This window comes from Bradyrhizobium genosp. SA-4 str. CB756 (assembly GCF_000473125.1).
Taxonomy (GTDB): Bacteria; Pseudomonadota; Alphaproteobacteria; order Rhizobiales; family Xanthobacteraceae; genus Bradyrhizobium; species Bradyrhizobium arachidis.
Genome location: NZ_KI421499.1, coordinates 2,715,456 through 2,736,035, shown reverse-complemented (window position 1 = coordinate 2,736,035; position 20,580 = coordinate 2,715,456). Strand labels below are relative to the sequence as shown.

Below are 20,580 nucleotides of genomic sequence, written 5' to 3'. Positions count from 1 at the left end.
AGCCCGGCTCATTTGAATGCCACCTTCATACCTGCAACGAAGGTGCGCGGCGAGCCTGCGTAGATCGAACCGGTCGTATTTGCGAGGACGCTCGCAGGATTTTGAAGGCCTGCTGCTGTCACCGTGTTGGCGATGTTGTTTGCCGAGGCAACGTAGGTGCGGTCGAACACGTTCCTGACTTCGAGAAACAGGTTCAGCGATCTGAATGTGTCCGACACAAGATCGGTCTTGTAGTGAACGTTCACATTCACCAGCTCATAGCCTGGCGCTTTCAGCAGATTCGCGTTGTCCATGTAGAATGAGTCCTTCCACTGGATCTCGACGAAGCCACCAAGGCCCGCCAGCGACCCGGCGAACTCGTCGTAGCCGACCCGGGCCGTCAGTTCGTTGGGCGAGATGCCGGGGATCTTGTTGCCTGCCCGGTTGAAGCTGAACACCGCACCATTGGTGATGTTCTCGACATACTCGGTGTAGACCTCGTCGAGGTAGGTATATGCCGCCATGAACCGCCAGCCCGGATAGAACTTCCAATCCGCCGCAAGCTCGACGCCGCGATGCTCCGATCGCGGGGCGTTGAAGGTATAGGATATGCCGTTGATCGGAGTTGCCTGACTGACGATCTCGTTGCGGAAGAACTCGTAGAAGCCGGTCGCGCTCAGCTTGAGCGCATTGTTGGGCGTCCAGTCGAATCCGAGGTCGTAGCCAAGATTCTTCTGGGTTTGAAGCTGGGTATTGTTGCCCGACAAGCCGGTCGGAAGGACGAAAAGATTAGAGACCTGCGGGGTGCCGTATCCTGTGGCGACCCGTCCGCGGAACAGCCACTCGTTGTTGAGATTGTAGAGGAGCGCCAACTCCGGCGCGGCATTCTGAAACTGCCGATCCGCCGTCGTGAGGGTTGTGGTGGTAATGCCGGTGGGGCCGGCGTATGCGTATGCCGTGTTGATACCCTTCAGGAGGGTTGTCTCCCAACCGATGCCGGCGACCGCAGTCAGTGCCGCAGTGAGCTTGAGCTCTTCCCTGGCACGAACACCATAGTTGGTGGTCTCGCTATAGAGATTGCTCGACAATCTGCCGAGCGTTGCATTGCCACCCGGCATCACGTTCCACGTATCGCTCGAGGCCGTTAGAGTATTGTAGAAGGCGCCGAAGAACGTGGTGGACTCGAGGCCGACAATCTCGCCGCGCTTGGTGACGTCGCTCATAAAATTGTATGAGGGAAAATCTCCGATGGCGCTGGTCGCGCCGGTCGGCTGGTTGATGTTCCTGTCGTCAAAGACGAACTGATTGCGCCAGGTCGTGGTGTTGTCGAAATCGTGCTCCCAGCGACCACCGACGATGGTGCGGCGATCATTGCGGCCGAGCCCGGCCTGCACAGCCGTTTCCTTGTCCGTGCCTGCCGCGGTATTAAAACCGTTGTTGAACAGCGTGACCGTACCGCATCCGGCCGCGGCCGTGACACCGGTCGCGCAGCCCTGCTGGAAGGGATTTTGATAGTACTGGTTCAGCGACTGCCGGATCGGCAGCCGCGCGCTGAGGTCGTTGTTGATGATCTTGACCGTGAAGCGATCGTCCGGCGTCGCCTTGAGCGTGCCGAGGAAGTTGACGGTCTGCGTGTTGAACCAGCTGTTGCCGATGTAGCCGTCGCCGCGCGCGTCGCTCGCGAATAGCGAGCCCTCGAAATTTCCCACCTTCTTGCCTGCGGCAAGGTAATTGTTGAGATAGCCGTAGCTGCCGCCGTCGACGCCATATTCGACGCCGTCGATCGTGCCGCCCGGCCGCGTCCGGAAATTGAGTGCGCCGCCGGTCGCGTAGTTGCCGTACAGCGCCGACGAGGGACCACGGACGACGTCGATTGCACCATAGGCACGGGGGTCGATCAGGTCGCTCCGCGACAGGCCATCCGGCTGCGTCACCGGAAAGCCGTCGTCGAAGATCACGAGATTGCGGATACCAAAGCCGTTCCTCGCGTTGGACCCGCGAATCGAGATGCCGAAATCGCGCGGGCCATTCCCCTGCTTGATCGAGATGCCCGGGCTGTCCCGCAGGACGTCGCTGACCGAGAACGCGGGACGATTATCGAACTGGCTGCGATCGATGGTCGTCGCGGTCTGGCCGGATGGCGCTTGATTGAGACTGTCGCGCGCTGCGCTGGCAGTCACGGTCCTGTTCTGGGTCGGCGCACCGGCGCTTGCGCTCGGCGCAACGGGTTTCGGCGCGCGGCTCGCGGACACGGATCGCGGTTTCGAGGCCCGGACGACCGGTTTGGCGCGAGCCGCCTGCGGCGCCTCGACAGTCACAGCGGGGAGCTCAGTGTTGCGGCTTTGCGCGAAGGCTCCGCTCGACGACGCAAGCAGCGCGGCCTGAATGGCAACGAGGCTCACGCCACGACGGGCATGACAAACTGACATGGGGCATTCCTGATGCCGGCTTTCGCTCCGGCCAATCGACAACATCAATCGCCGCCGGACGGACCGCGGCGATCACGAGGGTCGTCAGGAAAGATGAGGAGGCGCGCGCGCCTGGGTGTTCGAGCCCTTATCGGCGGCAACGAGGGTCACCTCCGCGGCACGCCACGACACGCGCTCGGCGTGGCGGAGGGGAACGGAGAATGCGAGCTGCGGCGGCGAATCGAGCGAGGCGCCCGCCTGCGCCAGGCAACACAACGCGCAGGCCGCGCCATGCGCGGTCGGTGTGCCGGTCCGATCGTTCGGACCACCGCCCTGTTCGCCCACGCTGTGGCAGATGACGGCGGCCGACAACGGATCGGCCACGGCCTGGCCGGCCGACCAGCACGCGGCGATCGGTGCCAGCACCTGCATCGCCAGGGCGAGCAGGACGAGAGGCAGGAATTTTTGCAGCCGTGCGCGCATCCACCGAACCGTTCGTTCGTGCGCTAACTAAACACCCGGCCGGGGGACGAGTCGAGGTCAGTTCCGCCGCCTTCTTGGTCCAGCGCAAATTTGCCGGAAACTGTGATCGGGCCGCCCCACGGGACCGGGCGCCCGGCATTTGAGGCAGCGGCCAAAGCCTGCCCTATCCACAGATTTCTTATATTTGTCATATGCTTACGAGGTAAACAGCCCGATCATTTCGTCCATTGCTCGAATTTTGAACATTCGTTGCCGAAAATGATGACAAGTGAGAAAAGTTGATCTAGCATCCTCTTGCTCAGGCCTGACCGCGAGGTCGACGTCTGGTGGTCCAAGTCTCGGGAGGAGCCCCTGGCGCGCAAAACGCAGCGTCGCCCCGTCAATCAAGATCAAATCTTAAGATCGGGGATAATAGGGTCGACACAATTTTTGAGCGGGGCCAGGGCCCCGCTCTTTTTTTGTCTGGGTGGCTCCAGTGAGCGCTTCCTCTGATCCGATCGAACAGAGTTTTGAGATCGCGGCATCGCGCTGCGCCGATCTCACGCCGCTCGTCTACCAGCGTCTGTTCGAACAGCATCCGGAAACGCACGATGTTCCGCGCGCAAGGCCGCGAGCTGGTGATGGGAGCGATGCTTGCCCTGACCATCGAGGCAATCCTCGACTTTGCGGGTGAGCGCCGCGGGCATTTCCGGCTGATCGCCTGCGAAGTCGCCTCGCACGATGGTTACGGCACGCCGCGCGAGCTGTTCATCGCTTTCTTCGGCATCATCAGGGATACGCTGTGCGATCTCCTCGGCGACGAATGGTCGGCCGAGATGGCGCAGGCCTGGGACCAGCTGCTCCCAGATATCGATGCATTCGCCACCGCTCCCGCCTGACGCTTTGCGCTGCACCAACGCAAAGCTGCGGCGATCCCGCGGCTGATTGCAGATTGAGTGGCACCAACTCTTGTGAGAGACTTTCGGACATCGGTCGCGCAAGCAATGACGCGCCGACGATAAGAGATATGGGAGCGAGCGATGTCCGGGACGAAAGATTTCTCGACGACGAGGCGCGATCTTCTTCAGGCGGCAGCGGCCGCCGGCGCCGGGGCTGCCCTCTTCGGCAGCATGGGCATAAACCCCGCATTGGCAGCCGAGGTCGGACGCAGCGAGAAGCCGCTGAAGGCGGCGTTCTCCAATGCAGGCCTCCAGGCGACCTGGTGCGCGCAAGGCAAGCAGGCCGCGGAATTCTGGGGCAAGCTGTTCAATGTCGAGGTCACCTGGTTCGACGGCCAGCTCGACGCGGTGAAGCAGCGCGCCGCGATCGACAACATGGCCTCGCAGAAATGGGATTTCGTCGCGATCCAGGCCTTCGGCATCGGCACCCTCACCCAGCCCGTGCAGAAGATGATCGACGCCGGCACGCCCGTGATCGACATGGACACGCTTATTGCTCCCCTCGATCAAATTAACGTCCACTCCTTCCTCGCCCCCGACAACGAGTTCATGGGCGCCTCGGTGACGCAGGCGCTGTGCAACGCCATGGGCGGCAAGGGCAAGATCATCATGACGCAAGGCGCGCTCGGCCACACCGGCGCGCAGGGGCGCGCGAAAGGCTTCAACACTGTGGTGAAGCAGTTCCCGAACATCGAGGTGCTCGACACCCAGCCGGCGGACTGGGACGTCTCCAAGACTGCGCGCCTCTGGGAAACCTATCTCACCAAGTATCCGCAGATCGACGCGGCGTTCTTCCACAATGACGACATGGCGCTTGCGGCGGCCAACATCATGAAGGCCCGCAATCGCACCAACATCCTGATCGGCGGCGTCGATGCCATGCCGCCGGCGATCCAGGCGGTGAGCGAGGGCCGCATGTTCGCGACCGTCCGAAATCCGTCCTGCCGCATCCATGGCGGCGCCATCATCGCGGGCGTCTCCGCCGTGGTCGGCGGCGAGAAGAGCGGCCAGGGCATCCCCAAGAACGTCGTCACCGACGGCCCGGTCGTGACCAAGGCCAACGCCGCCGGGATGCAGTGGATGCAGGATCACTTCCTGATCTGAGCTTCCATGTCAGCGGGTCGTTCGCCCATCCTGGAACTGCAGGGCATCACGAAGAGCTTCGGCGGCGTCGAAGCGCTTCGTGGTGTCGACTTCGCGCTTCATCCCGGCGAGATCCACGGTCTCGTCGGCGAGAACGGCGCCGGCAAAAGCACGCTGATGAAGATCATCGCCGGCGTGCACACCGAATTCTCCGGCCGCTTCCTGATCGATGGCCAAGAGAAGCATTTCCGCTCGGCCCGCGACGCGCATGCCGCCGGCATCGCCATGGTGCATCAGGAGCTTTCCGTCGCGCCTGACCTGACGGTCGCCGAGAACGTCTTCCTCGGCAACCAGCCGACCAACGCCCTTGGCCTCGTGCAATGGCGGCGGATGGCGCGCGAGGCCGGCGAGCAGCTCGCCCGCTTCGGCATCGACGTCGATCCGATGTCGAGGCTCGGCGATCTGCCGATCGGGCTGCAGCAGCTGATCGAGATCGCGCGCGTGCTGTTTTCCGGCGCCCGCATCGTCATCCTGGACGAGCCGACCTCCGCCCTCTCCCCGCCCGAGGTCGAGCGACTGTTCGCAACCCTCCGGCGCTTGCGCGAGGAAGGCACCAGCATCGTCTTCATCTCGCATTTCATCGAGGACATCCTTCGCGTGTCCGACACGGTGACCGTGTTCCGCAACGGACGGAAGGTCGCGGAGACAGCAAGCGCCGCGACCAGCAAGGGCGCGCTGATCGAGGCCATGATCGGCCGTGGCGGCGAGGCGCTCGAGCACAGCTACACCGACGATCTGATGCTGCCGCAGCCGAGCGACAACGCGGTGGTCCTGAAGGTCGACCAGCTGTCGCTGTCGCGCAGCCTGAAGGACATCTCCTTCGAGGCGCGTGCCGGCGAGGTGCTCGGCATCTACGGCTTCATGGGCTGCGGGCAACAAGAATTGTCCCGCATCCTGTTCGGCAAGCTCAAGCCTGATAGCGGCACCCTTGCCGTCGAGGGCACGCCAAAATCCTTCGCCAGTACGGCGGCGGCGCGGCGCGCCGGGGTAGCGCTGGTGCCGGAGAGCCGGCGCGACATGCTGTTTCACCAGGAGCCGGTCTACAAGAACATCTCGATCAGCATTCTCGATCGCATCTCTTCCCTGCTGCTCAAGCCGGCGCAGGAGCGCGACATCGCAAAGCGCCAGGTCGAGCAACTGCAGATCAGGCCGCCGGTGGTCGGCCTCGATCTCGGCATGCTCTCCGGCGGCAACCAGCAGAAGGTCGCGCTGGCGAAATGGCTGACCTACCCGCCAAAGCTTCTTGTGCTGTGCGAGCCGACCCGCGGCATGGATGTCGGCGCCAAGAACGACGTCATCAACATCGTCCGCGACCTCCGCACAAAAGGGCTCGCGATCATCGTGCTGTCGACTGAGCCGGAAACGGTGCTGTCGCTGGCCGACCGCATCCTCGTGCTCAAGCGCGGCGAAGTGGTACGGGAATTCAGGAATGAGCCGGTCAGCAAGGACCGCCTGCTGGAAGCGGCGTGACGGAGAAGCACATGAGCAGCGAGACGGCTTTGGCGGCGGGGCAGCGGGCGCGGGGCCTTGCGCCCTTCCTGCGCTCGCAGATGCGCAACATCGCCCCGTTCCTGACGCTGATCTTCCTGTCTGCCTTCTTCGCCTTCGCAAGTCCCTCCTTCGCCACGCTCGACAATCTCGGCAACATCCTGACGCAGGTGTCGGTGACCGGCATCATCGCCGTCGGCCTCACCTTCGTGATCCTCTGCGCGGAGATCGACCTGTCGATCGCCAGCATCGCCAACGTCACGGGCATCGCGGTCGCCTACTTCACGCTGCAGGAGTCCTACGTCAACATCGCCAATATCCCCCTGCCCGGCGCGGTCGCGATCATCCTCTCGATCCTGCTCTGCGCATTGCTCGGCCTCGTCAATGCGCTGGGGCTGACCGTGATCGGTATCCCCTCCTTCATCATGACGCTGGCGATGATGCAGATCGCGGCCGGCATCTCGGCGCTGCTGGTGCGCGGCCAGATCGCCTACAAGGTGCCGAGCCTGATCACGACGCTCGGCTCGGGCTCGATCGGCGGCATCCCCTGGATCGTCATCGTCGCCGCCATCATGCTGCTCGGCGGCCACCTCGTGCTGACCTACACGCGCTTCGGCCGCTACGTCTACATGGTCGGCGGCAATCGCGAGGCTGCCGAATATGCCGGTCTCAACGTCAAGCTCATCTTAGGCGCCGTCATGGTGATCTCGGCGGTGTGCTCCGGCATCGGCGGCATGCTCGGCGTTGCCCATTTCGGCAGCGCGCAGCAGAACGAGTTCGACACGTACCTGCTCGACTCCATCGCTGCGGTCGTCGTCGGCGGCACCAGCCTGTTCGGCGGCCGCGGCGGCATCGGCAACACCATCGTCGGGCTTTTCGTTCTCGGAGTTCTCAATAACGGCCTCGACCACGTCAACATCGACAGCTTCCTGAAGATCCTGATCCGTGGCCTGATCCTGCTGGCGGCGCTGGTCATCAACGTCTATGCGCAGCGTTTGCGAGAAAAAACGGCGGAATAGACGGCCTAAAAACAAAACCGCGAAAACAACCCCATGCACAGTACAAATCATTGGAGAATTTGGCGCGGAGCGAGTCTGAGCCGACGCCGTGGCGACGTTTGACTCGTCGGGCAAAACAGGAGCATGATGTCATCATCGGTCAAGCGCTCAAGCAGTGAGCCTAGACCGGCGGCAGCTCTTCCGTCGTGGCGCCTTGTGACCTCATCCGCGCTTTCACGCCACACTCATCCCCAGGCGTTTGAATCACGACTCAACAGTTAACCAGCCAAGCTCGAACAGCCGACGGACGACATGATCGTAGGGTTGGCTCTGCGTGATCTGCTCTTTGGTCATACCGAAATTCGAAATAGCGCCGCTCTCGATCAGCTCACCGACAAACCAAAGAAAAACGGCATACATCTTTGGTCGATCCGTTTCGTTCAGCGGCCCGTTCTGCACGAGCTCGTAGAGCGATTGAAGTCGCAGGCGATTTGCGTCGGGCAGCAGGTGGATAATGCGCTCGCGCGGGAGCGCAAACGCGGCCTGCACGTACGACGCGACCAGAAACAGTTTTTCGAAACCGAACTGTCTGACGACGGGAAGCAGTATTGCGTATAGTTGCCGCGCCTCCGGAGGCGCGGCGGCGATCAGTGCATCGTGCGGTTGCCTTTGCCCCGTCAGGACGGGCTCTGCCACCGCGATCACGTCGGTTGATCCGGCCGGCGGATCGCCATTGTGTTGGCGGATCATGGCCATCACAGAGATGAACATGGCCTGATCCGGATTGAAGCCCAGGAAGCCGCCGCCGAAGCCGGGAGATATTCCAAGGGAGCCAAGCTGGAGGGCCACCTGGTCACGGATCACCTGATGTCGGCCGGCGGCATCGGCCCGTCGTCTCAAGTCCTCTGCCTGTGCGATGATCTCCACGGGCAGCTTTTGCCACGACCACCGCGCCAACAGGGCTGCATGGGCCACATTCTGGTGCATCCAGATGTCCCAGATTTTTCCTAGGAACCCCTGATATGGATTCTTCGGCTGGAAAAGCTTGCTGAGGATTCCGAAAATGGGAGCCTCCCATCATTGAAGTGCAATGAGCGGCGGTGACCTTTGACTTTCGCGCTTTCAGTGCCTGCGGGGGGCTCGCAATTCCTTGTCGATCTCCTCCGGCGTAACGCTCTCCAGCGAGCGCGGCCTTCCGCCGATCTCGACCTTAATAGCCCGGATCAACGCCCCACCCTCGGTGACCATTTTGCGCAAGGCAGCAAGAAGCTTTGCTCCGGCTCCAACCGCGCCGGCCATGGCAGTCAGCAGGACCGCGAGATGGGCGACCGCGACGGGATCGAGATTTGCCTCCGAATCCACGGCCATGCCGTCGATCGCAACACCGCTTACATCCCCGAGGCTCGCGCGCGCCAACGCGGTGATCTCGTCTTCGTGTTTCGCGGCGATTTTCGGATCCTGGTCCCCGTTGATTTCGACGTAAATCTGCAAACTCATCGCAACCTCCGTACGTTATGCTTTCATGCCAAATTGCACCGCCGTGAACGGGGCCCATTCGTACTTTTGCTGATGGAGAGGGTCCTTGTAGAGTTCCCGCGCCGCTCTTTGGATGCTTGTGGCGGCATCCGCACCATTGACCCAGGCGTCGTACACGAGGCCTGCCATCGACTTTGCGGCGCGGACCTTGGCATTCCAGAGCGATCCGATGACCTGGCGCACGCCGGCGGCGCGAAAGGCGGCCTGGAGTCCGAACAGATCGTCCCCGGGCCAAAATTGAATTCCCATCCCGCCGACGGCCCGCTGCCCGGAGCAGCACGCGACGAGCACGACAAGATCGGCGGGAACGCGAGATCTGGAGATCATGTCTGCAGTCAGCCGTTCCGACCCCAGTTGCAGGAACGACTCTCCGGGGACATCGCCCTGTGCGGACGTGCCATGGCAAGCCAGCAGCAAGAAGGCGGCATGGTCCAGCTCACCGCCGGCCAGCATCCCTGCAAGTGTATTGCAGACGCCCGGCTCCGTGAGCCGATTGGCCGGAAGTCCGCGAGCCTCGTGCCTCGCAACGATTTCTTCGGCGACGCCGTCAAATCCCCTGGTCGGTTGAGCGGTGGGATAATAGTCAATGCCCGCGGCAACCACGCCTTGCCCGTCGGTGACCGGTATACGACGATGGATGGCCCCGAGATTTGGGATCGTCGTCCAGGGATAACTTAAACCGAGACGACTTCCCCCGAACCTGAGCAAGCTGAAGGGAATCGCATGAAGCGACCGATGCGGGAGGATGAACAGCTTCCGGGCGTTCGCCAGTCGCGACGTCACCAGGGAGGGTAACAGCGCTGGAAGCAAGACATCGAGCAAATCAGCCTCTTCGGACGTGAAGCTCCAGCCTCCGATTCCGCCGTTTCGAAGATGGGCCGAGAACGACTCCAGAATGCGCAAAGCCTCTGGATTGACCGTCACCGGCACTGACTGCAACGAATTTCGCTCGACGGTCGCGACCAGAAGCCGGCCGGCTCCCAACCAGGTGTAGACAATGGCGAGCTCGCCAATCTCCAGCGCCTCCTGAACCAGCGTCAAGTCCAATGGCGGTTCACCTGGCAGCGCGGGCCGCTGGTTCTCAGCCGCCTTCAGCGCGCACGCCAGACGTCCAGCGGCCAAGGCGGCCGAGGTCGCGCTCTCGAAGATGCGAATGCGATCCAGCATCGAGGTTGCCCGGAGAATTGGTTCCGTTGTTTGTTCACGATGCTGCCGGGCCAGCTCGATCGCGCGCTGTGTCAGATCGTAGGCGCGATCCGGCTGGGGCTCCTTGTCCTTCAAGGCGGCGTCCGCCTCGATCGTGAGCGAGAGCGCCGTAACGTTCGGCGCCGTCGTCTCGTCTACCAGCTCGCGCGCCTGCACGGCAAAGCATCGCGCCTTGGCAGGCTCATCATCGAGCCAGGTGTCGGACAATTCCACCAGGGAAGCGGCTTTGATAGTGCGCTGTGGCAGCGCGGCCGCTTGCGCTACGAGCCTTTCGGCCGCCGTACGCCTGTCGCGCCCCGACACGCCCGACAGGCGCTGCATTCGAACCTCCGTCAGGAGCTGGTTGACCGCCAGGAGCACGCCACTACTTCCCCTGGGTCTGCAGTTTATGATCTACAATGAGGCGGGCATAACGATCCGCCTCGCTCGGGTTGCCGAGGTTGGCCTTGTCGACCGGGCCATAGGCATTCTTCAAGCCGAAGTATAACCGGTAGAAAAGCAGCCTGAGCTTCAGGATGTTGCCGGCACGCTGCACCAGCTGAGGGCCATTTCCGGCATCGCTCATCATCGATGCCATTATCTCGTTGAAGATCGTGCCGGGGGCTGGCGGCTCCTTGTAACCTGCCTGTCTCAGGGTGGCTTCCGCGTCCTTGAATGTCGCGATCGCCGCCAGTTGATTGCGGACTTGCAGCTGGATTTCACCCAGCTGGATCAAATGAGACGCTCTCGAAACAGTGGATGGAGGTGCCGAGGCGACCGCCGCCCGCGCGCGCTCTTGCCGCTGCTCGACATTGCCGGACGCAACGTCGAGGCACGCTGCCGCGTTATCGGCAGCGTCCCGGGCTTCCGCCCAAAGGCCGGCCCTTTCGAAGATGGCCTGCGCCGCCTTGTATTGAGCCGCGGCGCGACCCGGCTGCTCCAGCACGGTATCGAGGATGAAGGCGGAGAGCCGAGAACATTCAGCCGCTTGCGCGAGAGGCGACGCCTGCCACCCGCCAGCCGGCACCGACTGACCCGCAAGAGTCAAAAAGTCGGCTTCGATCTGCTTCAATTCCACGATTGTCGTCTCGTCCACCCGCATCGACGACACTCCAAACGCTCCCGCAGCAGCTGACGGTAGACTCCAGCTCATTGAGGCGAACGTGACTTTCAGGCTCACATGCCGAAGCCGCGCATCCGCATCGAGGAACGCATTAATTTGGCGCATGGCATCTGAGCCGGCACTCGGCCTTCGTCGAAGGCGACTGAAGACCGCGCGATAATCATTGAGCGCGGCCATGTCCGACGCGGTTCTTCCGTTCGCGTCACGCAGATCCGGATCGGCGCCATGCTCGAGCAATACCTCCACGGCGGCGAGTTGCCCCGCCGTCGCGGCGGACATGAGCGCGGTGACGCCCTGATCGCCGACAGAGTTCGGATCGGCTCCCCGCAACAGCATCAGACGGAGAACATCGACTTGCCCACGTTGAGCCAAGAGATTGAGCAATGTCGGCCCGCCCAAATAAATGTTTGGCGGCATTCCTCTGTCCAGCGCCTCGGCAACGACCGCCACATCGCCCTTGATAGCCGCTCCGGCAACTCTCAGGATCTCTTCTTCTGTCATGCGCTTGCTCACCAACTTCGCAGATTGAAGCGAGCCGGACCAGCCATACGCGATTGGCTCGTCGACGTTGGACCAGCCTTGGAAGCTCCATCAACGGCAAGAAGGTGTGGCCGGCGCTGCGGGCCACGTCCCGTCGCCTATTGTGGTTGGCATACGCGCCCCCCAAAAGTCCAAGCACGTCGAGGATCGAGAGGGTTCGCTGAAGCCGAAGGTTCTTACTCCCGGAAAGGCTTCAACAAGCATTTCCTGCGGCGCAACCCGAGGGTGAATCTAGCATGGCATACTCCGTCGTGACAGCCGCCGCCCCGCTCCGCGCATCTACAACTTAAGCGCGTTTCCGCCCGTAGCGTGTGAACCAATTCACCACGAACATGCGATCTTCAGCCCGCCGAAATCGTCGCTCTTATGGCTAGCATCTTCACCATATGACGGCATCACCCGAACGGGTGATGAGCTAGGAAGACTGCAAGGAAGTGTCTCGGCCGCGCCCTTCGAGGGCCGCTGAAGAAGCGGCCACCTCAGGGTGACGGTGATAGAGAGACGCTCGCTGCACCGATCTCGTCTGCACGCCAGCACCTCACCGCATGCCCATCGGCGCGCGTTTCCAGCGATGGCCCCGGCTCGCTCCGGCACACATCTTCGGCATAACGACATCTCGGGCTGAAGGCGCATCCATTCGGCGGATTGAGCGGATTGGGAAGATCGCCGCCGGTCGTCGCCAGCGGCGCATGGCGCAAGGGGTCGGGGATGGCTGATATCAGAGCCTGCGTATAGGGGTGCGCGGGACGTTCAAATATCTCGCGCCAGTCGCCGTTCTCGACGATGCGGCCGAGATACATCACGGCGACGCGGTCGCTCATGTGCTCGACGACGCCGAGGTCGTGGCTGATCATGATGTAGGAGAGACCGAGCGTATCCTTCAATTCCAGGAGCAGATTGATGATCTGGGCGCGAATCGAGACGTCGAGCGCCGAGACCGGCTCGTCGCAGATGACGATTTTGGGATTGAGGATCAGCGCGCGGGCGATGCCGATGCGCTGGCGCTGGCCGCCGGAGAATTCGTGCGGGTAGCGGTCGGCCTGCTCGGGCCGCAGGCCGACATGGCGCAGCATGGTCGCGACGCGGTCCTCGATCTCGCTCTTTGCGGTCACGCCATGCACGCGCAGGGGATCTTCGAGTGTGCGGCGAACGGTCTGGCGCGGGTTGAGCGAGGCGTAGGGATCCTGAAATACGATCTGCACGATGCGGGCCAGCGCCTTGCGATCACCGGATGGCCTGCCCGTCACGACCTGCCCGTCCAGCACGATGCGGCCGCGCGTCGGCGTCAGCAGGCCCAGGATCGACAGAGCGACCGTCGACTTGCCCGAGCCGGACTCACCGACGAGGCCGAGACATTCGCCCCGCTTCAGCTTGAGATCGACCCCGTCGACGGCGCGCAGCAGCCGCCGGCCGCGGCCCAGCAGGCCGCCGCCCATCGGAAAATGAACCGCAAGATCCTCGACGCTGAGGATGAGATCGTCGTCCACCCTGCCCTCACCCGATCTGTTCTTGGGCTCATGCATGGTGGTGACACCGCACCAGACCGCCGGCTTCCAGCAAATCCGTCTCCGGCACGACTGTGCGGCAGATCTCGGTCGCCTGCGCGCAGCGCGGATTGAACCGGCAGCCATCGGGGAAGCTCGTGATGGCGGGGACGACGCCCGCGATCTCCTTCAGCCGCGTCCGGCCAAGCGCTGCGCGGCTGCCCAGCCGCGGCAGCGAGGCGACCAGGCCCTGCGTATAGGGATGCGAGGGGGTCCGGAAGATATCGGCCGAGCCGCGCTCCTCGACGATGCGGCCGGCATACATGACGGCGACGCGGCGGCAGACATTGGCGACGAGGCCAAGATCGTGGCTGATCATCAGGATCGCCGTGCCCCGCTCGGCGCACAAATTGCGCATCAGCTCGATGATCTCGGCCTGCACGGTCACATCGAGCGCGGTGGTCGGCTCGTCGGCGATCAGGAGATCCGGACCGCAGGCGAGTGCAATGGCGATCATCACGCGCTGGCGCATGCCACCTGAGAGCTGATGCGGATAGTCGTTGACGCGCCGCTCCGGCGCAGGGACGCGGACGCTCGCCAGGGCCTCGACCGCCAGTCGGTTAGCCTCCCGCCAGCTCTTGCCCTTGTGCAGCACGAACATCTCGGCGATCTGCCGCCCCACCGGCGAGACCGGATTGAGCGCCGTCATCGGCTCCTGGAAGATCATGGCGATGCGGTTGCCACGCAGCTCACGCTGCCTGGCCGCCGAAAGTTGCTGGATTTCTTGCCCGTCGAAGCGGATGACGCCACCGCCGATCGACAGCGGCGACCGCAGCAGGCCGATCAAGGCGAGCGCCGTGATGCTCTTGCCGCAGCCGGATTCGCCGACGAGCCCGAAGGTCTCGCCGCGATCGATGCGGAACGAAATGCCCTCGGCGGCAGCGACGCGCCGCGATCCGTCGTCGAGATCGATGCGCAAATCCCTGACTTCGATCAGCGGCGCGCCCGTCATGTCCGCCGGCTCCGCGATTGTGGATCGAGAATGTCGCGCAGTCCGTCGCCGAGCAGGTTCAGGCCAAGCACGGTCAGGAAGATGGCAAGTCCGGGAAAGATCGAGAGCCACGGCGCCGTCGTGATCTGCTCGCGCGCCTCCGACAACATACTGCCCCAGCTCGGAAACGGCGGGCGGACGCCGAGGCCGAGGAACGACAAGGCGGCTTCGGACAGGACTGCGCTGCCCATGCCGAGCGTGCCGATCACGACGATCGGCCCGAGCATGTTTGGCAGCAGCTGCGTGACCATGATGCGCAGATCGCCATAGCCGAGCACGGTCGCCGCCTGCACGTAGCCCTGGCTCCGCAGCGACAGCGCCGAGGCCCGCGCGATCCGGCACGTGAAGGACCAGTTGGTCAGCCCGAGTGCGATCAAGAGGCTGGTCAGGCCGGGGCCGAGCACCGCCATGATGGCGAGCGCGAAGATCAGCGAGGGGATCGCGAGCATGAGGTTGGTGAGCGCATTGACAAAATCATCCCACCAGCCGCCCCAATAACCGGCGCTCAGGCCCAGGGCCACGCCGATCACGCTGTTGATGAGCTGCGAGACGATGCCGACCGTCAGCGAGACGCGCGCGCCGTAGACGACACGGGAATAGATGTCGCGGCCCTGGTCGTCCGTGCCGAACCACCAGGTCCAGCTCGGAGGCTCCTCCGCGTTCATCAGATTGGCGTCGAGGACCGGATCGGTGTGCGCCAGCCAGGGCGCGAGCAGCCCGACCAGGATCGCGAGCGCGAACAGCGCCCCGCCGATGATGAGATTGGCGCGGAGCTTCATGCGTATCTGATCCTCGGATCGATCACGCCGTAGAGCACGTCGATCAAAAGATTAATCGCGAGAAAGGCCAGCACCACCACGAGAATGGAGCCCTGGACGGCCGGAATGTCGCGCTGCAGCACACTGTCGACGAGCAGAGAGCCGATGCCCGGCCAGGAGAACAGCTTTTCGACGACGACCGCCTGCCCCATCAGACCGCCGAACTGCAGGCCGACGGTGGTGAGAATGATGACGAGCGCGTTGCGCATCACGTGCCATTTCACGACGCGGGTCTCGCTCATGCCCTTGGAGCGCGCGGTGCGGACGAAATCCGCGGTCATGATCTCGAGGACCGCGGCGCGCGTCGTGCGGGCAAACAGCGCCATCGGCGAGACGCCGAGCGTCACGGCCGGCAGCAGCAGATATTGCAGCCCCCCGTCGCCATAGCCGAAGCTCGGCAGCCAGCCGAGCTTCAACGCGAACAGATACATCAGCACCAGGCCGAGCCAGAACTTGGCGATGGAAAGACCCGACACCGCCACCACCATGGCAAGCGTATCGACGATGCCGCCGGGCCTCAGCGCGGCGACGAAGCCAAGCGGCACGCCGATCAGAATCGCAAACGCCATGGCCGCGAAGATCAGCTGCAGCGTCGGCCATGCCCGTTTGGCGATCATGGTGATAACAGGCTCGCGGGTCCGGAACGAGGTGCCGAAATCGCCTGTTGCGAGCTTGGCGATGTAGGCGCCGAACCGCACATAGACGGGATCATCGAGACCTAGCTGCTTTTTCATGCGCAGCTCGACCTGCGGATCGCTGTCGTCGCTCATGCTCGAGACGATACTGCCGGGCACGACGCTGAACAGCACGAAGACCAGTAGCACGACGGCGAGCACGGTCGGAATGGTTTGCAGCAGGCGACGGAGCAGGAACGAGAGCATCTCAAGCTTTCCTCTCTCCCTGCATCGTTCGGCGCGATGGAGGGAGCGCGAGAGCGTATGTCACTTCGCGGGCGAGGTCTCGTCGACCCAGAGGTCCTCGACGTTCTGATGGGTCAGCTCTGTCGCATTCAGCTGAACGCCCTTGAGCCACGGCTGCACCGCCATCACCGCCTTGTTGTAGTTGAAGAACCAGACCGGCGCCTCCTCGTAGAGCAGCGCATTGGCCTTTTGCAGCAGCTCGGTGCGCTTTGCGGCGTCGTCGGCCTGCCCGGCCGCATCGATCAGCTTGTCGAACTCCGGGTTCTTGTAGTTCATGTAGTTGCAGGCCGGCTGCGGCGTCGACGAATGGAAGCATTTGAGCGCGGCCTGGGGATCCGGGCCGCTCTGCTGGGAGTAGATGAAGGCCTGGTAGTCGCCGCTGCGAACCACTTCGGCCAGTACCGCGGTCTCGACCTGCTTGACCTTCGCCTTGATGCCGACCTTGTCGAGCATCGGGATCACGGCCGAGACGATCGGCAGGCCCCAGCTTTCGTTCTGGCTGGTGGTCCATTCGAACTCGAAGCCGGAGGGATAGCCCGCCTCGCTAAGCAGCTGCTTGGCCTTGGCGGGATCGTAGGGGTACGGCTTCATCGCCTTGTCGTAGGCGGGCGAGGTCAGCGGCAGCCAGCTGGTGGCGCGATAGGCCTTGCCCTTGACCAGCTTGTTGATGATCAGGTCGGTGTCGATCGCGTAGTTGATCGCCTGCCGGACCCGCTTGTCGGCGAACGGCTTGAAGGCGGGATTCATGCCCATGTAGCGCGTGAAGACCTCGGCGACCTCGACGATGGTGCCCTTGAGATTGGCGTCGGACTGGTAGGCGACGTATTGCGCAGGTCCCAGCACCGAGGTGTCGATCTCCTTGTTGCGGAAGGCGACGTCGCGCGCCGCGGCCTCGGCCATGATCGACACGACGATCTTGTCGGCGTAGGGCTTGCCGGGCTTGTAGAACCGGTCCCACCGCTCCAGCACGATGCGCGATCCCGGCACATGCTCGACGAATTTGAACGGTCCGAGACCGATCGGATGCTGGATGAAGCTGTCCTTGGCGGCCTCGTCGGCGGGATAGATCGAGGTCAGCGCGGTGAAGAAGTAGAAGCCCGGATCGACCTTCTCGGTCAGCTTCATTTCCAGGGTGAAGTCGTCGATCTTCTTCAGGCCGGAGATTTCCTTGGCCTGGCCCTTCTCGACCGCGGCCGCCCCCTCGATCACGCGGACGAAGCGCGCGCCGGGAAAGGCCTTGGTGCCGTCCATGATGCGGTTGAAGGACCAGATGATGTCGTCGGCCGTCATCTTGCGGCCATTGTGGAAATACGCGTCGTCGCGGAGCTTGAAGGTGTAGACGAGACCGCCGCCCGAGACGACGACCTCCTTGGCCAGCTCCGGAACCGGCTTTCCTTCCGCGGAATCCCAGATGTAGAGCGAGCGATGCAGGGCCTTGGCGTAGATCTCGTCCTGGGCGCGCTGCGTGGTGTGAATGTCGAGACTGGTGAAGCTCGAGCCGTAAGGCGCGGTCATGCGGATGGTTCCGCCCTTGCGCGGGGTCTGGGCCTCAACGGATCCGGTGAGCGCCAGTGCCAAACCCGCGACGATCGCAATCATCCTGAACATCATGTGTCCCCCAACAACGCAGGCATTCCGATCAGGGATTTGATCATTCGTCGGCCGTCGAACGCAAGCTTCGTTTTGATGGCGACCGATGCCGGTTCCGGAAGGCCGCGATGCAGACCTCGGTCGGGTTGCATCCTCCGCCGATGCAAGCCGCCGATTGACGCGGTGCGTCATCGGGCGACCGGCCAGTGAACATTTTTCGCGATCGATGCGACCAAGCTCAGGATCGTTATCTGAGCCCCAGGGATCGCGGAAAAAATGAAGCGCCGAACGTTAGGTATCTTGGTCGCGGGCAGCGTGCTCGCTGCGACGGCGGCGATGGCGATTCCCGTCACGCCGGACCCTGCCCGGGACAATCCGACTGACACCATCCACACCGGCTGGTCCCACACCTCGCGATCAAACGGGTATGTCGACGATACCTGGTGGGCGGTCAGGGACCGTTGCGCCCCCGACTATCTCGGTGAGCGCCTGCTCTGCAACGCCGTTGGCGGGCTGGCACGGGCCACAAGCCGGACCTTCGAGGGCAAGATGTCTGAAGATGTGGGTCTGCCGCTCCCCGACGGCTGGGGCCTGATGACCGCGAAGAATTCGCCCTTCATCCGGTCGTCTCACGTCGAGACGCCGCTCGATCTCAAGGCCGTGCTCGGCTTCTATCGCGCCGCACTCGGCGGGCGCGGCTGGGAGGAGAATGACGGCGCGGCGGTCGAGCCCGATCGGGCCGTGATCGCCTTCACGACTTCAGATGGACCGGCCTCGCTCCGGCTCACCCGTCAGGATGGCAAGACCACCGCAGATCTTTCGCTGCGCAAGCCGGCGGTCGCGACATCAGGCATTCTGCCCGAGCCGGGGCAAGTGAGGCTGTTGCTCGGTAACAAGACCGATCAAGCGGCCGAAATCACCGTCAATGAGCGAACCATCAAGCTGGCGGCGCGCGCCGGAGAAAAACTGGCGCACTCCGACGCCGCTGCGGGCGAATTGCCTGATAGCCAGAAGATCGATCTGCTGCCGGGCAAGTACAAGGTCATCATCAAGCCGGACGGTAGCGCGGCGCAGAAGCGCGAGTTCGAGGTTGCAGCCAACGAGACCTGGGGCCTGCTGGTTGGCCCGGACGGCGTCCCGCTGCCGATGCGGCTGTATTGAGGCGCGACGATCCCTCACCTCGCGCGACGTCTTCAGCCTGACAATTCCGGCAGCCAGTCCCGCAGCTTTCGGGCAGAGCCGGTGACATCAGTGATCGTCCGGAACGCTGGCGCTTCCACCATCATCCCGCGCGCGAGCCGCACGGCGCGGGCTTCGCTGATCGCCCGCGTCTTCGGGTTCTCGATCAGCTCGAAATCGATGTTGTGGGCGAGGCCGAAGATGCGGCGGATGGTCTTGGCGGCGGCGAAGCCGACCGTGTCGGTGAACAGGCGCTGCATGTAGGCTTGCCGCTCGGCCTCGAGGCGCATCGCGCCCTTCTCGCCGGTAAAGAGTGAGACCGGATAGGCATCGCCCGTCGGCCCTGCCCGCCAGAGGTCGAGGAATTTGCGGGCGAACTCGTTCCAGACCTGCTCGACGCTCTCCAGCACCCAGACCTCGAATTCGCGCCGCTCGCCCGGCGTCCGCTCGTGGCCGGCGGAGGCGAAATAGGCCATCAGCAGATTGGCGAGCACGGCGCCGACGTCGAACCCCATCGGGCCGTAGAACGCGAATTCGGGGTCGATGACGCGCGTCTGGCTGTCCGTGACCATGATCGAGCCGGTGTGGAGGTCGCCGTGGAGCAGTCCTTCCGGGCTTGCCATGAACTTCAGCTTCAGCCGCGAGATCGCGACATGCAGCTCCATGTCATCGCGCAAGGATGCGGCGAGGCCATCGAGATAAGGCGCGGTCCAGCGGTTCTGCTCGGCGATGCGGTAGGGATCGGTGAAGATCAGGTCCTCGGTGATCTTGCAGAGCGCGTGGTTGCCGGCGAACGCAGCGATGCCTTCCTTCTTCTCGGCCGCCGACAGCGCGAGGTCGGAGGTGAAGAACAGGGTGCGCGCCATGAAGGTGGTGATGTCGTCGACGAAGCGCGGATAGTGGGTTGCCGCGACGAGCCCCTTGCGCATGATGATGTGCGGCTCGAGCAGCTCCATCACCGTCAGCGCCAGCGTCTCGTTGTGGTGCAGCAGGGCCGGCACGAGGCCGGGGACGAGTTCGGCCTGCCGGGACAAGGCCAGGAATTCGTAGTGAGCCCGCGACAGCGGCAGCGGCCAGCTCTCGCCGACGAGCCGGACGTAAGGCAGCGCCTGCTTCACCGCGATGCCGCCACGCGCACCCTTGACGATGAAGACGAGGTTGAGATTGCCGTCGCCGACCTCGGTGATCGCCCAGGCGGCCGGCTCGCCGCCGAGGAGCGCTGTGATGTCAGGCAGGCCCGCGAGATAGTCCCGCAAGGCCGCCTCATGCAGAATCCGATAGTCCCCCGTCCGGCTCCCGGTCATGACGATCCCATCCCATCTGTAGAGACCGGATCGTTACTCCCGCTCCAGGAAGCTCGAGCCGATCTCGGCCTTTCTTTTGATCGGATCGTAATCGCAATAGACGAGGTCCGCCACCAGCGTGTAGCTGGCGCTGACGTTGTGTTTGTCGAGCTTGACCGAGTTCAGCCCGATCACCGAGGTGCTCTTGCCGCCGTTCCACTTGAACGGCGTCGAGCTCTTGGCCTGCTCGCAGGCCATCACCGCCTCGTTGAAGACGTAGCCCTCGACAAACGCCTTCAGGGTGCGCACCTGCGCCGCCATCCTCCATTCGAAATAGCCGATGGCCCCGAGCCCCGCGACGATCAGCACCAGCAGTGCGACGACGATCCGCTGAAAAGTCATTCGTTCCCCCCGAAACAACGACACAAATCAAA

Annotated in this window: 17 protein-coding genes and 1 pseudogene; 5 read left to right on the top strand and 13 right to left on the bottom strand. The window is 63.4% G+C overall.

From position 1 onward, the window contains the following. Positions 1-8: 8 nt before the first annotated feature. The gene (locus BRAGE_RS0113500) at positions 9-2,408 is read right to left on the bottom strand and encodes a TonB-dependent receptor family protein (RefSeq protein WP_027559458.1); all 2,400 of its coding nucleotides are present in this window, start codon (positions 2,406-2,408) and stop codon (positions 9-11) included. A gap of 84 nt (positions 2,409-2,492) precedes the next feature. Further along, on the bottom strand, positions 2,493-2,870 hold the full coding sequence (locus BRAGE_RS0113495; RefSeq protein ID WP_027559459.1) for a DUF2946 family protein: 378 nt from the start codon (positions 2,868-2,870) through the stop codon (positions 2,493-2,495). Between the two features lie 475 nt (positions 2,871-3,345). Here BRAGE_RS0113495 and BRAGE_RS48540 point away from each other — a divergent pair. The 4 genes and pseudogenes from BRAGE_RS48540 to BRAGE_RS0113475 all read left to right on the top strand — a co-directional run bounded on the left by BRAGE_RS48540 (position 3,346) and on the right by BRAGE_RS0113475 (position 7,458). Beyond that, positions 3,346-3,748 (top strand): annotated as a pseudogene (locus BRAGE_RS48540) (globin). Positions 3,749-3,889: 141 nt separating this feature from the next. Then, the gene (locus BRAGE_RS0113485; protein ID WP_027559460.1) at positions 3,890-4,912 is read left to right on the top strand and encodes a sugar ABC transporter substrate-binding protein; all 1,023 of its coding nucleotides are present in this window, start codon (positions 3,890-3,892) and stop codon (positions 4,910-4,912) included. Positions 4,913-4,918: 6 nt separating this feature from the next. Continuing rightward, positions 4,919-6,421: a sugar ABC transporter ATP-binding protein gene (locus BRAGE_RS0113480; RefSeq protein ID WP_027559461.1), complete on the top strand. Its 1,503-nt coding sequence runs from the start codon at positions 4,919-4,921 to the stop codon at positions 6,419-6,421. Positions 6,422-6,432: 11 nt separating this feature from the next. After that, positions 6,433-7,458 (top strand): ABC transporter permease, encoded by a 1,026-nt coding sequence (locus tag BRAGE_RS0113475; protein WP_027559462.1) that lies wholly within the window; start codon positions 6,433-6,435, stop codon positions 7,456-7,458. Positions 7,459-7,701: 243 nt separating this feature from the next. Here BRAGE_RS0113475 and BRAGE_RS0113470 read toward each other — a convergent pair whose 3' ends face one another. From BRAGE_RS0113470 to BRAGE_RS0113430, 9 genes are all read right to left on the bottom strand, one after another. After that, positions 7,702-8,424 carry a hypothetical protein gene (locus BRAGE_RS0113470; protein ID WP_027559463.1) on the bottom strand — a complete coding sequence of 241 codons (723 nt, stop codon included), beginning with the start codon at positions 8,422-8,424 and terminating at the stop codon, positions 7,702-7,704. A gap of 135 nt (positions 8,425-8,559) precedes the next feature. Beyond that, entirely contained in the window at positions 8,560-8,928 is a 369-nt protein-coding gene (locus BRAGE_RS0113465) for a hypothetical protein (RefSeq protein ID WP_141263032.1), read from the bottom strand. A 21-nt stretch (positions 8,929-8,949) separates the two neighbouring features. Next, positions 8,950-10,500, bottom strand: a complete 1,551-nt coding sequence (locus BRAGE_RS0113460) for a CHAT domain-containing protein (RefSeq protein WP_141263029.1) — start codon at positions 10,498-10,500, stop codon at positions 8,950-8,952. A 43-nt stretch (positions 10,501-10,543) separates the two neighbouring features. Then, positions 10,544-11,782 (bottom strand): ankyrin repeat domain-containing protein, encoded by a 1,239-nt coding sequence (locus BRAGE_RS51655; protein ID WP_051377867.1) that lies wholly within the window; start codon positions 11,780-11,782, stop codon positions 10,544-10,546. A gap of 518 nt (positions 11,783-12,300) precedes the next feature. Beyond that, on the bottom strand, positions 12,301-13,344 hold the full coding sequence (locus BRAGE_RS0113450) for an ABC transporter ATP-binding protein (RefSeq protein ID WP_027559466.1): 1,044 nt from the start codon (positions 13,342-13,344) through the stop codon (positions 12,301-12,303). After that, positions 13,337-14,317, bottom strand: coding sequence for an ABC transporter ATP-binding protein (locus BRAGE_RS0113445; protein WP_027559467.1), 981 nt, complete (start codon positions 14,315-14,317; stop codon positions 13,337-13,339). The genes BRAGE_RS0113450 and BRAGE_RS0113445 overlap by 8 nt, the downstream gene beginning before the upstream one ends. Beyond that, positions 14,314-15,135: an ABC transporter permease gene (locus BRAGE_RS0113440; RefSeq protein WP_027559468.1), complete on the bottom strand. Its 822-nt coding sequence runs from the start codon at positions 15,133-15,135 to the stop codon at positions 14,314-14,316. Before BRAGE_RS0113440 ends, BRAGE_RS0113445 begins: the two co-directional genes overlap by 4 nt. Then, the gene (locus tag BRAGE_RS0113435) at positions 15,132-16,055 is read right to left on the bottom strand and encodes an ABC transporter permease (RefSeq protein WP_027559469.1); all 924 of its coding nucleotides are present in this window, start codon (positions 16,053-16,055) and stop codon (positions 15,132-15,134) included. Before BRAGE_RS0113435 ends, BRAGE_RS0113440 begins: the two co-directional genes overlap by 4 nt. Positions 16,056-16,115: 60 nt before the next feature. After that, on the bottom strand, positions 16,116-17,705 hold the full coding sequence (locus BRAGE_RS0113430; RefSeq protein ID WP_027559470.1) for an ABC transporter substrate-binding protein: 1,590 nt from the start codon (positions 17,703-17,705) through the stop codon (positions 16,116-16,118). A gap of 255 nt (positions 17,706-17,960) precedes the next feature. Between BRAGE_RS0113430 and BRAGE_RS0113425 the strand changes: the two genes are divergently transcribed. Next, positions 17,961-18,845, top strand: a complete 885-nt coding sequence (locus BRAGE_RS0113425; RefSeq protein ID WP_027559471.1) for a hypothetical protein — start codon at positions 17,961-17,963, stop codon at positions 18,843-18,845. Positions 18,846-18,877: 32 nt separating this feature from the next. On the opposite strand, the gene mtnK is transcribed toward BRAGE_RS0113425, so the two are convergent. Together mtnK and BRAGE_RS0113415 are read right to left on the bottom strand one after the other, a co-directional pair. Then, complete coding sequence (mtnK, locus tag BRAGE_RS0113420; RefSeq protein ID WP_027559472.1) at positions 18,878-20,167, bottom strand: S-methyl-5-thioribose kinase; 1,290 nt, start codon at positions 20,165-20,167, stop codon at positions 18,878-18,880. Positions 20,168-20,200: 33 nt separating this feature from the next. Next, positions 20,201-20,548, bottom strand: coding sequence for a hypothetical protein (locus tag BRAGE_RS0113415; protein ID WP_027559473.1), 348 nt, complete (start codon positions 20,546-20,548; stop codon positions 20,201-20,203). Positions 20,549-20,580: the final 32 nt, after the last annotated feature.

Coding starts and splice junctions, on each gene's coding strand:
- BRAGE_RS0113500 (WP_027559458.1), bottom strand. CDS start 2,408: ATGTCAGTTTGTCATGCCCGTCGTGGCGTGAGCCTCGTTGCCATTCAG.
- BRAGE_RS0113495 (WP_027559459.1), bottom strand. CDS start 2,870: ATGCGCGCACGGCTGCAAAAATTCCTGCCTCTCGTCCTGCTCGCCCTG.
- BRAGE_RS0113485 (WP_027559460.1), top strand. CDS start 3,890: ATGTCCGGGACGAAAGATTTCTCGACGACGAGGCGCGATCTTCTTCAG.
- BRAGE_RS0113480 (WP_027559461.1), top strand. CDS start 4,919: ATGTCAGCGGGTCGTTCGCCCATCCTGGAACTGCAGGGCATCACGAAG.
- BRAGE_RS0113475 (WP_027559462.1), top strand. CDS start 6,433: ATGAGCAGCGAGACGGCTTTGGCGGCGGGGCAGCGGGCGCGGGGCCTT.
- BRAGE_RS0113470 (WP_027559463.1), bottom strand. CDS start 8,424: ATGCACCAGAATGTGGCCCATGCAGCCCTGTTGGCGCGGTGGTCGTGG.
- BRAGE_RS0113460 (WP_141263029.1), bottom strand. CDS start 10,500: ATGCAGCGCCTGTCGGGCGTGTCGGGGCGCGACAGGCGTACGGCGGCC.
- BRAGE_RS51655 (WP_051377867.1), bottom strand. CDS start 11,782: ATGACAGAAGAAGAGATCCTGAGAGTTGCCGGAGCGGCTATCAAGGGC.
- BRAGE_RS0113450 (WP_027559466.1), bottom strand. CDS start 13,344: ATGCATGAGCCCAAGAACAGATCGGGTGAGGGCAGGGTGGACGACGAT.
- BRAGE_RS0113445 (WP_027559467.1), bottom strand. CDS start 14,317: ATGACGGGCGCGCCGCTGATCGAAGTCAGGGATTTGCGCATCGATCTC.
- BRAGE_RS0113440 (WP_027559468.1), bottom strand. CDS start 15,135: ATGAAGCTCCGCGCCAATCTCATCATCGGCGGGGCGCTGTTCGCGCTC.
- BRAGE_RS0113435 (WP_027559469.1), bottom strand. CDS start 16,055: ATGCTCTCGTTCCTGCTCCGTCGCCTGCTGCAAACCATTCCGACCGTG.
- BRAGE_RS0113430 (WP_027559470.1), bottom strand. CDS start 17,705: ATGATGTTCAGGATGATTGCGATCGTCGCGGGTTTGGCACTGGCGCTC.
- BRAGE_RS0113425 (WP_027559471.1), top strand. CDS start 17,961: ATGAAGCGCCGAACGTTAGGTATCTTGGTCGCGGGCAGCGTGCTCGCT.
- mtnK (WP_027559472.1), bottom strand. CDS start 20,167: ATGACCGGGAGCCGGACGGGGGACTATCGGATTCTGCATGAGGCGGCC.
- BRAGE_RS0113415 (WP_027559473.1), bottom strand. CDS start 20,548: ATGACTTTTCAGCGGATCGTCGTCGCACTGCTGGTGCTGATCGTCGCG.